Source organism: Fodinibius sp. (assembly GCF_034521915.1).
In the GTDB taxonomy this organism is placed as follows: Bacteria; Bacteroidota; Rhodothermia; order Balneolales; family Balneolaceae; genus Fodinibius.
Genome location: NZ_JAXHLU010000007.1, coordinates 1 through 14,951 on the forward strand (window position 1 = coordinate 1; position 14,951 = coordinate 14,951).

The window sequence follows — 14,951 nt, forward strand, 5'->3', positions numbered from 1 at the left end:
TCCGGTGGCCATTGCGGTCGTGGGGGTTCGAGTCCCCCCTCAGGTACTTTTCATTTCTTAAACGGCAAATACTTCATATATGAAGCCCCAAAAATTTTTTACTTACGCTGCACTCATTATCGTTATTGCCGGAGGTACCATTTGGTACATCATTAATGATTATTATAATCGTCAGGATAATGAGTCCACGGCTGATGTGGTCATGTACAAAAATGAAGGATGCCAGTGCTGTGATAAATGGGCGGTCTACATGCAGGGCAATGGATACAGTGTTAAGTCCATAAATTCTCCTAATCTGTATGCGGTCAAAGCCGATCAGGGGGTACCACAAAACATGGGTGCCTGTCACACGGCAGTGGTTGGTGATTACGTGGTAGAGGGACATGTGCCGGCCCAGGATATCCGGCGTTTATTAAAAGAAAAGCCCGATGCACGTGGTCTGGTAGTGCCGGGTATGCCTGCCAGTTCACCGGGAATGAATACCAAACCCAACGAGCCTTATAAAGTATATCTGCTTAAAAATGACGGCAGCACAGAAGTATTTGCCCAGCATTGATCAGGCAAGGTAAATAAGATCTGATGATGAAAAACCGATTCTACCTTTACGGACTTATTATTGTTTTTTCAGCTTTCCTGTTTTTGGGATGTAATTCAGAAAGCGAATCACAAAAAAAAGGTCCCACCCAACCGCTTGAGCAACTTGATCCAAGTTCGGCTATCTTATATCCCGCTCAGCGCGAAGCTAAAGCCAAGGACTTTGAAGTTACTACGTTAAATGGTGAAACATTTACTCTTTCGGATTATGAAGGGCAGGTGGTACTGTTAAATATCTGGGCAACCTGGTGTGCGCCTTGTCGTGAGGAGACCCCCGATCTCCAAGAGTTATATGAAAAGTATAAGGATAATGGATTTATGATTTTGGGAGTATCTATTGATGAGCAGGGGGAGTCGGTAGTACGTCCTTTTATCGAAAAGTATGAGGTATCCTATCCGATTGTAATTGATGATGGTACTATCATGGACAAATACGGCCCCACCATGGGAATTCCAACAACGTATATCATCAATAAAAAAGGAAACCTGCAATATTTTGCGGTTGGGGCTCTAACCAACAAAGAGCTGGAACCCAGAATTAAGAATCTCCTGTCAGAATAGTATTACGAGATGAGGTAATTATTGGCGCGAGATGTATTGCCAGTACCCTTAGATATTAGATATAGGATATCATCTTTTTAACTTCTCTATTACATTAGTGTTTTCGATGGGGAACTGACAAATCTTATTATGTAGTGAATGGCTCGGTCGATATGCTGTATATTTTTAGTAATTTACTAAAATCACTGAGAATCATGTTGAGTTTTACCGTGGTCTTTGGCCGGTAAACGACCTGTATAAGAGATACTCTGGTCGATAAACTTTTGAAGAGCTTTAGTATGAGAATATACTTGTTCCTCAATCATGACAAAATCATCATATAATCCCTTATCCGGTAAATATTTTCTGATGCCGGGACGATCTACAAGTGATGAAGCCAGTCGCTCTCCAATTCGAGCTACGAGCAGATCTTTATAAATACCCAAACACATATTGCCGTTAATAAGATAGCCGATTCCACCGCCTTGTTTTCTCTTCTCCAGCTCTTCGTTTGCAATCAGGTGGTGATCCAGCAAATCTTCCAACTTTTCATTGTACTCAGCCACAACAGTTATTTTAATTCAGAATGTTATTTATACGCTCAAGATGGTTAGCCAACACTTTCTTTTCAAGATGATCAATTTTGTTTTCGATATCCAACGGAACAGAAGCATCTGGAATTTGCAAAGATTTTCTATATAAAATAAGCGCCTGAGCCATTGATTTTTGAGAACGCTTGAATGATTCCTCATAGAGCAGTTTACCTTCTTCAACAAGGAGGTCTGCAATTGCTATAGCCAATTCGGATTCAAAGGTATCACCATTGATAAAAAGGTCAAGTGTTTCCTCAAAGTCAAGTTGATGAAATGACTTGGGATGATCTTTGGTGAGCTTTTTTAACGCATTTTGGATTTCTTCTACTGCCTCTTGATACTGATTTTGATTTTTCTTGAAGATAATCTGCTGCAGCAATTGGGTAAGGATTTGAATCTGCCGCATTAAGAAATCCTGTTCATGCAGAGGCATAAAAACCTATGTTAAGTTCTGTGTTTTGGCCCTCGAAGCTTCTGCCATCCCTTTGTGATAATCGGACAGCTTACCAGCAAGTTCGCTGTTTTCGGTGCTGAGCATACGAATAGCGAGGAGGGCTGCGTTACCTGCTTTGCCAATCGCTACCGTCGCTACGGGAACACCGGGTGGCATTTGTACGATAGAGTAAAGGCTGTCGAGCCCGCTTAGCGTACTGGTTTTAACGGGCACGCCAATAACAGGCAGAGTAGTATGAGCTGCCGTCATTCCCGGCAGGTGTGCTGCACCACCTGCTCCTGCAATAATCACTTTTAAACCCCGCTCTCGGGCTGATTTACCGTATTCTGCCATATCATCGGGAGTACGGTGTGCCGAAACCACCTTTTTTTCGTAGGGGATTTCGAATTCTTCTAAAATATCGCAGGCAGCTTTCATCGTAGGCCAGTCACTGTCGCTGCCCATGATAACTCCAACGGATGGTTGTTTGTCGCTCATAGTTAAGTGCAATTGTTAAATATTACATTTCTGATGAAACCGAAAATCATTAAATATCTTATGGGAAACAAATATTTAGGACAGAATACTTAAACCTAAGGCAATGATGGAGCATTACAATTAAGTTTAATTAATATTCAAGATTTTAGTCGTTTTTTTTTAATGTTTGCTTCCAAGAGTGACAAAAAAAGTTTAGGAGCTAGAATATTTTGCGGGTAATACTTTTTAGGAGTAGTAACAAAACAATTTTACCGGGATGCTTGCTCACAATATTGGTGACGGGTATGATCTTGCTTTATCCCTTCGAAAACAGCTGGGCACAAAGCGGACGTTCGGACGTGCTTGAAAAGCTGATCGTTCATATTGATTCTTCACTTTCCGAAAAGGCAGGCTACGTTCAGATGGCAGCTAAAAAAGCTGATATCCAAGATCTTGATTCGTTATTTAATCACAGAAATTTTGCTGTTGGAGATCAGCATCCATCCGCCAGTATGTTAGAAAAGGAACGTCAGCATACCCAGAACGACTGGGGAGTAAATTTGCAGGCCGGCTACCTGCAAAATCTTGAACAGGGAGTGTTTGATTCCGAAGGTATTTTTTACAACAGTCGTTACCAATTGGGGCTCAGGTGGGATGTGCTGAGCAATGGGTGGCAAGAGAATCAGCTAAAAGCAAACCAGTTACAGAGAAAGGTCAAAATTGAACAGTTTAAACAGCGCAAAGAGGATACGGAACAGCATTATCAAGTTTTGCGAAATCATATACTTTCTGTTGTCAGACAAGAGCAAAAAAAGATTAAAAAACAGTATAAAGAACTTCTCACAATAAAAAAGAATGAGTTGAAGACTCTTTATGATTTAGGGTATAAATCATGGGATGAAGTGCTGGAAATATCATCCAAACTATCGGAGACGGACATGGTGCTGAATACAAATATTTCATTGGATTCTTCGGGTGGTAAAAAGTGGTTGCCTGAAAATACTGTATTGCCAGTTCTTTCTGTGGATTATAAAAAGTTGAAAAAGGAAGCAGCGCATAAACCTTTGCGTGAAAAAGTTGATTCACTGCGCTTGGAAAATACAGAAGATGAGCATCGCCGCTGGAGAGATATTTCACTTTCGGCAAATGTAAACTACAACTATTACGATCGCTCGGGACAACAGCTGCAAATTACTAATGCACAAGATAGAGAGTACTTTTCATTCTCGGTTAATCTCTCGGTCCCGCTTACGGTTTTTAAGGGAGGAAATAAGGAGTATAAGGAAGCACAGCGTCAAGAAATAAAGTATGAAAATAAGCGGCAGGATTTTGCAGAAAATAATATGCTCGGGGAGAATTTCAGGGAATACCAGGAGCTAAAAAATCAATATGCCCGTACTTATAACAGATATCAACGGCAATTACAGCGTATCCGGCAAAAACAAACGGGCAGGGAAAACGGCAATCAGGAATATGATTCTTCAGAGCTATTGAACTTGTATTTGTCACAAATTGAGGCCATGTGGCAATTATCGCAGACGAAAGAAAAAATATACGAAAAGCTTATTCGGCTCAGTAAATTTGCGCCAAGTTCGCCGTTATCCAGCTATGCCAGCGTATGGAATCCGCCAAAATTAGCACAAAATAACAATTCGTCATCTACGGTGTATATGTGGTCTGATACGTTTGATAGCTATAAAAATCCATTATTGTTGGATTATATGTCTGCTCGAAATTTCAATACCATTTTACTTTCTCCCGGCCCTAAGATGACGTCGGTATCTGATAAGCTGTCATCATTTATCAGAAATTCAGAGGCCATGGGAATTTCTGTTGATCTGATGAAGGGAAGCAATGTATTAATTAAAGAGAAAAATTGGGACAGTATTCACGATTTTGCCAAAAATGCTCGTACTTATAATGCCAAAGGAATCCATTTGGATGTAGAACCGCATACCTTTGATGATTGGTCCCAAAATAGAAAATACTATCTTCAGCAGTATACGAGGATGGTACAGTATGCAAGAAAGGTTGCTGACAGGTATGAGTTGTCGTTGTCAATTTCTGTACCTGTGTTTTACGATGAGATCTTGGCCGAATTGTATCCAATGGTTGATAAGATCTATGTAATGGCATATCAAATCTCAACGGTACCAAAGCTTAATAAACGATTGTCAAAAGAGTTGCAATTTACCAGTGATAACAATGAAGAGAGAGGTAAGTTGGTGATTGCTTTGCGTCCTGATGATTTTGTATCCCAAACACAAATGGAAGATTTTATCTCTCAATTAAATCAGCAATATGGCAAGTTGTCTTTTGCTGTCCATGATTTTGAAAAACTGATTGGCTTAAACTGAATACCGATATGAAAAGCGAATATTTTAGATCAAAACCATCAAAAATACGAGGCACCCGGGAAAAGGAGATGGAAGAATCGATCAATTGGGATCGGATCGTTTATCTTTCGATCATTGGATTTGTCTTGATTGTTCTGGTGTATTTCTTATTTGATTATTACATGATTATTGAAGGGCAGGGCAGAGTAGTTGCTAACCGAATGGAGGTACGCTTTCCAGTTGATGTGCGTGTTACAGAAATGTTTGTAGAGGAAGGGGATTCGGTATACTCCAATGAGTCGCTGTTTTCTTTTGCGGTCGTTCATCAATCGCAAAGCCCGGAACAAAGTCGTGACGAAAGGCGCCGCCTGGAAGAAAAAATAATGGATGTCCAGGGAGACATTGATCAGGAAAGAATTACGTATCAAAATTCTACTGAGCAATTGGAGTACTACAAAAAACAAAAAGAGCTGGTTCAGAAAGAAATACGCTTGGGAGTTAGCAGTCTGAATGATTTGCGACGTATTGAAAATAAAATTATGGAACTGAAACAGGACACCTCTCTTGCTTCTTCAAAATTAAAGAACCTGCGACAGCAAAAAGCAACATTGGCAAACTGGCGAAAAGCACCGGAAATTTATAACACTTTTGCCGGCCTTGAGAAGGAAGCAGAAGCTAATATTGAGCAGGCTGTCGGGAGTAATCTAACAATAAGAAAGTTCACGACACCGCTCGGAGGTGTGGTAGAAAGGATTGACAAAAATGTATCGGAGTTGGCAATGCGATCGGAGTCCATTTTGACTCTTAAACGGAAAAGTAAAGAGATTTTTATACGGGCTATTTTTCAGCAATACAGTCGGAAGTACTTGCAGAACGGGGATACACTGAAAGTGAATTTTGACGGTGATATTGACAGCCAAGGGGTTATCACCGGTTTCGATACCCCCCAGCTATCTAACTGGCAGTCGCTTGCAATCGGTGAGCTTGGTAACATTAACAAATACGTAGTTGTAAAGCTAAAACCCGTTGATGAAAAGGCCTTCTCGGTATGGGAGGAAAACAGTAATTTAGGAGTGACAATCCGTAAGGTAATCCTTTAGGTGAACAGAAATTATGAAAGAGAATTTTGCTCAAAAAATATCGCACGAAGATCTTGTATTTATGAAGATACAGGATCGCTCACCGCTGTACCTACCTCAGCTCAAATCGTTTGATGCGGTCATTATCGAATATTCCGATCAGCTGGCTACCGAAGAGATCGTAAATAAAATACGTTGCTATAACATGGAATCGGTATACCTGATTCCAATATTTGTGTATAAAATTTACGAAGAGGAGTCAGGAGCCGGAAATCCTCTGATTGACGGTACTATACACTCATTGAATAATCTGGCTAAAGTAGCCGAGGTAACGCGGAAGATTAATAACAAATTAACTACATAGAATATCCGGAGATAGCTATGACTCTTAATTGTATTATTGTAGATGATGAAAAGACCTCACGGATAGCAATGTCATCGCTTGTTGACCACAGTGATAGTCTCAATTTGGTTGGTATTGCAGAAAGCGGAGAGGAGGCGCTCGAATTGTTGAATGAAAAACAGGTGGACCTCATTTTCCTGGATGTCATGATGCCGTCGATGTCGGGGTTCGATTTTCTGGATGAGATTGATGACAAAAACAACGTCAAGGTAATTTTGGTAACCGGCAAAAAAGATTTTGCTGTAAAAGCTTTTGATTATGCCATCTCAGATTATCTCGTAAAGCCGGTATCTCGTAATCGTTTCAATGAATCTGTACAGCGCATCCGAAAGTCGGTTTCCGTTCAGTCGGAATCGGATTTTCCCAACAATCTCTTACTTCTGAAACTGATACGGTTTATGCACTCACGGGACATCAGCTTTATAGAACCTGTTCCGTCGCGCAAAAGCTTATTGGGATATACCTATGCCATGCTTACTGATAATTTGGACTTTGCCAATGAGGCCGACGCGCTTGATATTCTCGACGAGGCAGAAGACAATGAGATTCTTACCGGCAAGTTTGTGGATACGATATACTTATGTAATTCCTGCTCTAACAGTTACTTGAATATCAGGGAAGTGTGCCCGAATTGTGATTCATCTCATTTGGTTTCTAATGATCTTATACATCATTTTTCTTGTGCCTACATGGGTGAAATAAACGAATTTAAAGCTGCCGGATACGGGGAAACGCTTATATGTCCTAAATGTGAAAAAAAGTTGAAACATATTGGCGTGGATTATGATAAGCCGGCGGCTATATTTAACTGTCGGGGATGTGGTCATTCTTTCCAGGACCCGTTAATACGGGCCAGATGTTTAAATTGCGGTGCTGATCAAAAGGTCGAGCATTTGGTAAAAAAAGAGATTAAAAAGTATCACCTAACTGCCAAGGGTAAAGATATGGCCGAAGGGAATCACTATGTGACAATTAGCAAGAATGGAGAACAAATGCCCGATGAGGGCGAGAGCACCGATTACTTTATACGTGCGCTCAAAAATGAAATTAAGCGTAAAAGCATCGCAGAATTTGATAGTTCAGTCGGTATGTTTCGATTATGGAATATCTCAGAGCTTTATCAGCGCATTGGTAATGCTGCAAAGCGCGATTTACAAAAAGAGCTACAGCAAATATTATCAAATGATTTGGCCCCTGGTGATGAAATTACGTTTTGGGATTACGAAACCATTTTGATGCTCTTTCCTGAACAGAGGAAAGAGGCTGCTGAAAAGGTGATGCATAAGATGGCCGAACGCATAAAGGAATTAATTAAAGATAATTTTGACGACTTTGAACTAGAGTTGAAGATGGCTGTATTGAAAGTTCAAGAGAACAACAGTTATGAACAGACCATCAATGAGTTACTCGAAAAAGCATCGAAATCAAACGTATAGCCAATGATAGAATTTATAGAATTTTGGCATAACGAGGGCACCAGGGGATTTGTGCGCATATTCTGGTTCTACTTTATTTTCGAGCTCCCCCGGTACATCCTGCTCGATTATTCGGTGCTTATGATTACATATATTAAGAATAAAACGGGATGGAAAGATTATAATATTGCGAAGCAGCGGTTTTGGAGTGAACGACCGTTCGTGTCGATCATCGTGCCCGGTAAAGACGAGGGGGAGAATTATTATCAGCTTGTATCATCGCTAAAAGAACAATCATATCAAAATTTTGAAATTATTGTGGTAGATGACGGATCCGATGATAATACACCTATTATTGGACGTAATCTTGAGCGAAGCGGGCAAATTGACCTTTTTCTTAGAAACGAGGAGCGAGGGGGAAAGGCATCTGCGGCCAATCTGGCACTGCAATACTGCAAGGGAAAATATGTGATTCATGCGGATGCTGATTGCTCATTCCACCAGGATGCTATTGAGCAAATTATGATTCCCTTTTACATGAACAAAGATGTCGGCGCGGTCGGAGGAAACCTGATGGTTCGAAACAGCAATGAAAGCCTCTGTACTACTCTGCAATCTATTGAATATTTGATATATATTTTTGTGGGACGCACGGTAGCTTCTTCGCTAGGTATTTTACGCATTGTTTCGGGTGCTTTCGGTGCTTTTCGTAAAGATGTGTTGCAACAAATTAAGGGATGGGATGTAGGTCCGGGCCTGGATGGTGATATTACGCTTAAAATACGGAAGCTGGGTTATAAGGTTCAGTTCGAGCCTCGAGCGGTGGCCCGAACGACGGTACCCAGTAATTTTAAATCGCTGGCTCGTCAGCGTGTACGGTGGAGCAGGTCATTAATCAGATTCAGGTTTAGAAAACATCGCAACCTATTTAGTCCGTCAGAAAACTTCAGCCTAATCAATTTTTTTACGATTACAGAGAATATTTTGTACGATTTTGTGCTCAACGTGATGTGGTATATCTATATGATCGATATCATCATGAATTTTACCTCAACACTCGGCTATGTAATTATTGCAGGTTTTGGCCTTTATACCGTTTCTAAAGCCCTTGAGTTTATTGTGGTACTGCTTTTTTCTGATACGCGCAAAGACAAATTGAAATATATTCTGTACTTGCCGGCGATGGTACTATATACGGGCTACTTTATTCGATTTGTACGCACCTGGGCCTATATCAAGGAATATTTCTTTCGATCGTCGTATAAGGATCCCTGGAATCCTTATAAAACTTCCAGTGAGGCATTAAAGCTTGAAAGAAAAGTTATGGATTAAATAAATTTGAAAAAAAAGAATAATAAATTAACAAAAGACAAAAAGGGAGCAATTATGAAAACAATAAAAACAATATTCAATTTAACGCTGATGGCCGCTCTATTAGGCTTTTTAGGGTCATGCGATATTCTGAATAACGGTAGTGAAGATAACCAGATCAGTGTTACTGATGATCTGCAGAAACTCAATGAACGGGTGAGTATCGTTAATGAACCGGTTGAACTTGATACCACTTCGGATCAAACTTCTACGGCTGCAATGGCTAAAGGTAATAATCATACCTTTACACATGTTGCTACTGTTAGCTCACCACTGGATGGAAATGGCGAACCCCTGAGTGCAACCAGTATTGAGATACGCGCTAATAAGATCTATGTTTCTTATCACCGCAATGGCAATTCTTACGCAGGAGCTATCGATATAATCGATGTAAAGGATGAATCGAATCCTAAAATAACATCCTTGGTTGAATTCACTGATACGGATATAAATGCGCTTGAAATTGAAGAGGATGGAAAAAAGCTCTGGTATACAGGCGGACGCGATGTTTCAAAAACAGATTACAACGAAGAAACACATAAGGGAGCCGTAGTAGGTAAACTGAAAATAGATAAAGATGTTTTTGAGGATTACCGCAAAGAAACGCCGCTGCCAAGCTACTCCGGAAATGCATTAGTTGATCATTCGCAGCAGTTGTATGTGGCTTCGGGAGCTACCGGTGGAGGATTTTTTGAGTTAAACAAAGATGATTTGTCGATTATAAATCAGTTTAATGTAGATTTTGCCAAGTATATAGACTGGCGAAAGGATGACATCATTGGGTTAAGCCTGATGAACGGTGAGAAGGCCAAGTTTAATATCATGGATTTCAAGAAAGATGATATGAACGGATTTGAAACAAACTTTACAGTAACTCCCGCAAATGGTAAGAACGTTATCGAGCATCGCGCTGCGATTACTTATGGTGCTTTTGGTAACCAGGGAGTTAAGGGTTATAAGTTTGATGGAGGCGGAGACCCGTTGGTCTATGAATTTGATCCGCAGGGTGAAGATGTGGCCAATGCTGTTAGCGCCCATGGAAATTATGTTTATATAGCCCATGGAACTGATGGACTAATCATTACTACTCAGGCGCGGTCTCCAAATAAAGAACCTGAAGGAATTTATTCCTGGGATAATGACGATGAGGCCTCAGCAAATTTTGTTAAAGCAGCCGGCAAATTTGTTATCCTTGCTAATGGTACAGACGGACTTAAAATACTCAAAAAAGAATGATAAGCTCTGCAGGGGCCACAAAACATAGATCATAAGAAGGAGGCGACATTCATCTACTTAAATGCGGATGGAATCGGTAAGTTCGGTAGCCTGGGTATAGGTTTCGTTAACCGTTTGTCCTAATAGAGTATAATGCCCCATTTTTCGTCCAACACGGCTGTCGAGCTTTCCGTAAACATGTAAATGTCCATCACTTTCTGACAGGGCCATTAAGGCATTATCAACCTTGGCATTACGCTCGTCAGTACCCAACAGGTTAGTCATGGCCACAGCCGAAGCTCGTAATTCAGTTGACCCAAGAGGAAGTCCCATCACAGCGCGGACGTGGTTTTCAAATTGTGATGTAATACAGCCTTCGATGGTATAATGGCCTGAATTATGGGGACGAGGAGCGGATTCATTGAGCAGGAGATCTCCATCTTTAGTAAGGAAAAACTCGTAGGCATAAATACCCTTTCCATCGATAGCTTCTGTAGCTTTTACAGCGATTTTTTGTGCTTCCTTTTGGATAGATTGTGGAACCGGAGCAGGTGATTTGACCCCAACACAGATATGATTTTCTTGCACGGTTTCGCAGCAGGGATAAACAACATGCCCGGTTTCATTTCGTGCTACTTGGACGGCAAGTTCATGTGTAAAATCAACAAATGCTTCGGCTACGATATCGCGGTTATCATGTCCACCTAATTCATTAAATGCTTTTTTAGCTTCTTCAATATCTTTGACGGTCTCATTACCGTAACCGTCGTATCCGCCTTTAGATGATTTGAGCACATAGGGCCAGCCGTAATTTTGTCCGAATCCTTTAAGGTCGGTTACCGTCTTTACCAGTTTGTATGGTGTAACTGAAATACCCGCGCCTTCGAACGTACGTTTTTCGATGAATTTATTTTCAATTTTGGCAAAGCTATCGGGAGAGGGGAATATATTAGTCCCGCTTTGTTCTTGAGCTTTTCGGAGAACTGCTGAATCAATAAATTCATTTTCGAGCGTTAGGACATCACATGTTTTGGCGAAATTGGTAAGATCATCCACAGAGTCATAAGATCCTGTAAACGAATGCGGTGTCATAAATTGGACGGGCTCATTTTCGTCCCGATCAGAGAAAACCCCAACCTGAATACCATATCGAAAAGCTTGTAATCCAGACATACGAGCTAACTGACCGGCTCCAAGAAAGCCGAGCTTAAAATTTGCTGATAAAGGACTTTTATCCATTGATCTATTGTTTTTGTAATTCCAAAATTCGACCTGAACTTAATAATTATTCGGTTGGGAATTAAGGAAAGAGGTGCTGTAATTTGAATATTTTATCTATTCTTAATTTTGCACAAAGTATCGTATTTTACGAGCCTTAAATTTGAAAACATCTTCCTAAAGAAGTAGAAACATGGATATTGAAGCAAAGTTAGAGCAGGTTAAAGAACGGTTTGAAGAAGTGACAACAGCGATGAGTGATCCATCGGTATATGATGATCCGGACCGCTATACCGAGCTTACCAAAGAGCATAGCGACTTAAAAAAATTAGTAGATCTGTATAACAAATGGAAAGAAACTAAAAATCAGATTGCCGGTAATAAGGAGCTGATTGAAGAGGGAGATGACGAGGAAATAACCGAAATGGCCGAGCTTGAGCTTCAAGAACTCAAGCCTCAGCTTGCAGAGTTAGAGGAAGAAATTAAGTTTAAGTTAATTCCCAAAGATCCTGACGACTCCAAGAATGTGATCGTTGAATTGCGAGCGGGAACAGGAGGGGATGAAGCCGCTATTTTTGTTGGTGATCTCTTTGATATGTACCGTCGCTATGCAGATAAAAAAGGATGGAAGCTCAATGTTTTAAGTCTCAGCGAATCAAATAAAGGAGGATACAAGGAGCTTACATTTGGACTGGAAGGTGAGGATGTATACGGTTTAATGAAGTATGAAAGTGGAGTTCATCGGGTGCAGCGTGTGCCTGAAACCGAAACGCAGGGACGAGTCCATACGTCTGCAGCAACGGTGGCGGTACTGCCCGAGGCTGAAGAAGTTGATATAGAGATCAATACTGCAGATATACGTGTCGATACCTTTCGTGCAAGTGGGGCTGGAGGGCAGCATGTAAATAAAACAGATACAGCTGTTCGATTGACCCACGAACCCAGCGGCGTAGTGGTAGAATGTCAGCAGGAACGTTCCCAGCATCAGAACCGTGAGGTGGCAATGAAAATGCTGCGTTCTAAATTATATGAGATGGAAGAAGAGAAGCTCAGAAAAGAGCGAGAAGAAGAACGAAATAGTCAAATTTCAACGGGAGATAGAAGCGCTAAAATTCGTACTTATAATTTCCCGCAAAGCCGCCTTACTGACCATCGCATTAATTTAACCCTGTACAATCTTGAAGATATAATGAAAGGAGAAATTGATGAAGTTATTGAGGCATTACGTGTGCAGGATAATCTCGACAAACTAAATGCGGTAATGGAGGAAGGATAAGAAGATACAAGATGCAGGCTAAGAACCTGCATCTTGTATCGAGTATCGTAAGTAATTATACTTTAGGTCCAGCCTTAATCAGTTCTTTACTTGCCTCATCTTCGAACTGCTGGAAATTTTTGGCAAACATTACTGCTAACTCTTCTGCTTTTGTATCATAGGCATCCTTGTCACTCCAGGTGTTACGCGGAGTAAGTATTTCTGAAGGAATGCCATTCACTTCATTAGGAATAGCCAATCCGAATACCGGATCGATTTCGAAAGTAGCCTCATCAAGACCACCTTCCAGAGCTTCTTGTAACATTTGACGAGTACGTGCCAGTTTTATTCGGTGACCTTCGCCATAAGGACCGCCGGTCCAACCGGTGTTTAGTAACCATACCGTTGAATCATGAGTACGTATTTTATCGGCCAGTAGCTTGGCGTATACTGTAGGATGCAGCGGCATGAAAGGAGCTCCAAAACAAGCTGAAAAAGTTGCCTCGGGTTCGGTTACTCCACGTTCCGTTCCTGCAACTTTTGCAGTGTATCCACTGATAAAATGATACATCGCCTGTTCGGGAGTTAATTTGGATATTGGAGGAAGAACTCCAAAAGCATCACAGGTTAAGAAAATTACATTGCTCGGATGATTTCCTTTTCCATCATCGGCCGCGTTTGGAATATAGTGGATGGGGTAGGAGCAACGCGTATTTTGTGTATAGCTGGTATCGTCAAAATCAGGTTCCCGATTTTCATAGAGCACTACGTTTTCGAGAATCGTACCAGGCATTTTTGTGGTCGCATAAATAAGCGGTTCCCCTTCTTCAGAGAGGTTGATAGTTTTGGCATAGCATCCACCTTCAATATTAAAGACTCCGTCTTCGCTCCATCCGTGTTCATCATCACCAATAAGAATACGACTTTGATCGGATGACAACGTAGTTTTTCCTGTTCCCGATAACCCAAAGAAAACAGCGGTATCTCCGTCTTCACTCATATTAGCCGAGCAGTGCATGGCCATTACATCCTGTTTAGGAAGTAGGTAATTCATGATACCAAAAATGCCTTTTTTGACTTCACCGGAATATAGCGTTCCACCAATCAGTATGATTTTTTTATCAAAATTAACGAGTACAAAGGCCTCACTTCTTGTTCCGTCTTCATCGGGATTGGCTTTGAAGTTAGGAGCTGCCAATACGGTAAAATCCGGCTCGTGATTTTTGAGCTGGTCATTAGTAGGACGAATAAACATGTTGTGAGAAAACAACCCGTGGTATGCAGCTTCACTGACTACACGCACATTTAGCTGATACTTCTCATCAGCTCCTGCGTAACAATCCTTTACATATATTTTTTTGTCCTGCAGATAATCGGTTACTTTTTCAAAAAGATTTTCAAAAGTCTCTTCGTCAGTGGGTTGATTTATTTCGCCCCAGTCGATATCGTCATGTATCGAAGGTTGGTCAACAATAAACTTATCATTTGGGGATCGCCCGGTATATTTGCCGGTTAATACACGAAGTGCGTAATCCTTTGTTAAATCGGCCTCTCCATTTTTAATAGCCTCTTCGTAAAGTTCTGGTGGGGTGAGATTCCAAATAGCCTTTTCGTTGTTTTCTAACCCTAAGTAATCGAGTCCTACGTTGCTACGCGGATGTGAATGCTTACTCATTGATAAGTGATTTTAATTCTTTTAGCGTTTTTATTATTCCAGCTCTAAACAAAAAAATTGGCTTTAACGATACGCCAATTTCGAGTGCTAATTATAAGCATAATTATGGTGAATGTGTTGTAACTATTAAGGATATGAATTCTTTGATGACCGAAAGCGCTTACAGATTAAAATTAAAAAGAAATAATGATTTAAGAGTTTAATAAATTGCCCAAAAGTATTTTATCAATAAACTTTTTTGGGCCAACTAATCGGGATATCAAAGTCTAAATAAATATAAAGCTTTTGCGGATCACTAAACTCATCAGATCGAGAAAGGAATGTAATCTTAAAAGTAAAAATATTCG

14 protein-coding genes are annotated in these 14,951 nt (G+C 40.7%); 9 read left to right on the forward strand and 5 right to left on the reverse strand.

What is annotated here, in order from left to right:
• Positions 1-79: 79 nt before the first annotated feature.
• Together U5J89_RS05810 and U5J89_RS05815 are read left to right on the forward strand one after the other, a co-directional pair.
• Entirely contained in the window at positions 80-556 is a 477-nt protein-coding gene (locus U5J89_RS05810) for a DUF411 domain-containing protein (protein WP_322574666.1), read from the forward strand.
• Between the two features lie 23 nt (positions 557-579).
• Positions 580-1,155 (forward strand): TlpA disulfide reductase family protein, encoded by a 576-nt coding sequence (locus U5J89_RS05815; protein ID WP_322574667.1) that lies wholly within the window; start codon positions 580-582, stop codon positions 1,153-1,155.
• Positions 1,156-1,337: 182 nt separating this feature from the next.
• Here U5J89_RS05815 and U5J89_RS05820 read toward each other — a convergent pair whose 3' ends face one another.
• The 3 genes from U5J89_RS05820 to purE are packed head-to-tail and all read right to left on the reverse strand — an operon-like array spanning position 1,338 to position 2,658.
• Positions 1,338-1,700 (reverse strand): hypothetical protein, encoded by a 363-nt coding sequence (locus tag U5J89_RS05820; RefSeq protein ID WP_322574668.1) that lies wholly within the window; start codon positions 1,698-1,700, stop codon positions 1,338-1,340.
• 10 nt (positions 1,701-1,710) lie between these two features.
• Entirely contained in the window at positions 1,711-2,160 is a 450-nt protein-coding gene (locus U5J89_RS05825; protein ID WP_322574669.1) for a hypothetical protein, read from the reverse strand.
• Positions 2,161-2,166: 6 nt separating this feature from the next.
• A complete protein-coding gene (gene purE, locus U5J89_RS05830) occupies positions 2,167-2,658 on the reverse strand; it encodes a 5-(carboxyamino)imidazole ribonucleotide mutase (protein WP_322574670.1) in 492 nt (163 codons plus the stop codon).
• Between the two features lie 260 nt (positions 2,659-2,918).
• On the opposite strand from purE, the gene U5J89_RS05835 reads away from it, so the two are divergent.
• Genes U5J89_RS05835 through U5J89_RS05860 form a run of 6 tightly spaced genes read left to right on the forward strand, consistent with a single transcriptional unit; the run spans position 2,919 to position 10,477 of the window.
• Positions 2,919-4,994, forward strand: a complete 2,076-nt coding sequence (locus U5J89_RS05835) for a hypothetical protein (RefSeq protein ID WP_322574671.1) — start codon at positions 2,919-2,921, stop codon at positions 4,992-4,994.
• An 8-nt stretch (positions 4,995-5,002) separates the two neighbouring features.
• Positions 5,003-6,073 (forward strand): hypothetical protein, encoded by a 1,071-nt coding sequence (locus tag U5J89_RS05840; protein ID WP_322574672.1) that lies wholly within the window; start codon positions 5,003-5,005, stop codon positions 6,071-6,073.
• A gap of 13 nt (positions 6,074-6,086) precedes the next feature.
• On the forward strand, positions 6,087-6,416 hold the full coding sequence (locus U5J89_RS05845; protein ID WP_322574673.1) for a hypothetical protein: 330 nt from the start codon (positions 6,087-6,089) through the stop codon (positions 6,414-6,416).
• Positions 6,417-6,433: 17 nt separating this feature from the next.
• Complete coding sequence (locus U5J89_RS05850) at positions 6,434-7,891, forward strand: response regulator (protein WP_322574674.1); 1,458 nt, start codon at positions 6,434-6,436, stop codon at positions 7,889-7,891.
• A gap of 3 nt (positions 7,892-7,894) precedes the next feature.
• Positions 7,895-9,202, forward strand: a complete 1,308-nt coding sequence (locus tag U5J89_RS05855; RefSeq protein WP_322574675.1) for a glycosyltransferase — start codon at positions 7,895-7,897, stop codon at positions 9,200-9,202.
• A gap of 54 nt (positions 9,203-9,256) precedes the next feature.
• Positions 9,257-10,477 (forward strand): hypothetical protein, encoded by a 1,221-nt coding sequence (locus U5J89_RS05860; protein ID WP_322574676.1) that lies wholly within the window; start codon positions 9,257-9,259, stop codon positions 10,475-10,477.
• A gap of 57 nt (positions 10,478-10,534) precedes the next feature.
• Here U5J89_RS05860 and purK read toward each other — a convergent pair whose 3' ends face one another.
• The gene (purK, locus tag U5J89_RS05865) at positions 10,535-11,695 is read right to left on the reverse strand and encodes a 5-(carboxyamino)imidazole ribonucleotide synthase (protein WP_322574677.1); all 1,161 of its coding nucleotides are present in this window, start codon (positions 11,693-11,695) and stop codon (positions 10,535-10,537) included.
• 178 nt (positions 11,696-11,873) lie between these two features.
• Between purK and prfA the strand changes: the two genes are divergently transcribed.
• A complete protein-coding gene (gene prfA, locus U5J89_RS05870) occupies positions 11,874-12,950 on the forward strand; it encodes a peptide chain release factor 1 (RefSeq protein WP_416208502.1) in 1,077 nt (358 codons plus the stop codon).
• Between the two features lie 55 nt (positions 12,951-13,005).
• On the opposite strand, the gene pckA is transcribed toward prfA, so the two are convergent.
• Positions 13,006-14,604 carry a phosphoenolpyruvate carboxykinase (ATP) gene (gene pckA / locus U5J89_RS05875; RefSeq protein WP_322574679.1) on the reverse strand — a complete coding sequence of 533 codons (1,599 nt, stop codon included), beginning with the start codon at positions 14,602-14,604 and terminating at the stop codon, positions 13,006-13,008.
• Positions 14,605-14,951 lie beyond the last annotated feature (347 nt).

Bases quoted from the DNA above. Each gene is read 5' to 3' on its own strand.
- U5J89_RS05810 (WP_322574666.1), top strand. From the start codon at position 80: ATGAAGCCCCAAAAATTTTTTACTTACGCTGCACTCATTATCGTTATT.
- U5J89_RS05815 (WP_322574667.1), top strand. From the start codon at position 580: ATGATGAAAAACCGATTCTACCTTTACGGACTTATTATTGTTTTTTCA.
- U5J89_RS05825 (WP_322574669.1), bottom strand. From the start codon at position 2,160: ATGCCTCTGCATGAACAGGATTTCTTAATGCGGCAGATTCAAATCCTT.
- purE (WP_322574670.1), bottom strand. From the start codon at position 2,658: ATGAGCGACAAACAACCATCCGTTGGAGTTATCATGGGCAGCGACAGT.
- U5J89_RS05840 (WP_322574672.1), top strand. From the start codon at position 5,003: ATGAAAAGCGAATATTTTAGATCAAAACCATCAAAAATACGAGGCACC.
- U5J89_RS05845 (WP_322574673.1), top strand. From the start codon at position 6,087: ATGAAAGAGAATTTTGCTCAAAAAATATCGCACGAAGATCTTGTATTT.
- U5J89_RS05850 (WP_322574674.1), top strand. From the start codon at position 6,434: ATGACTCTTAATTGTATTATTGTAGATGATGAAAAGACCTCACGGATA.
- U5J89_RS05855 (WP_322574675.1), top strand. From the start codon at position 7,895: ATGATAGAATTTATAGAATTTTGGCATAACGAGGGCACCAGGGGATTT.
- U5J89_RS05860 (WP_322574676.1), top strand. From the start codon at position 9,257: ATGAAAACAATAAAAACAATATTCAATTTAACGCTGATGGCCGCTCTA.
- purK (WP_322574677.1), bottom strand. From the start codon at position 11,695: ATGGATAAAAGTCCTTTATCAGCAAATTTTAAGCTCGGCTTTCTTGGA.
- pckA (WP_322574679.1), bottom strand. From the start codon at position 14,604: ATGAGTAAGCATTCACATCCGCGTAGCAACGTAGGACTCGATTACTTA.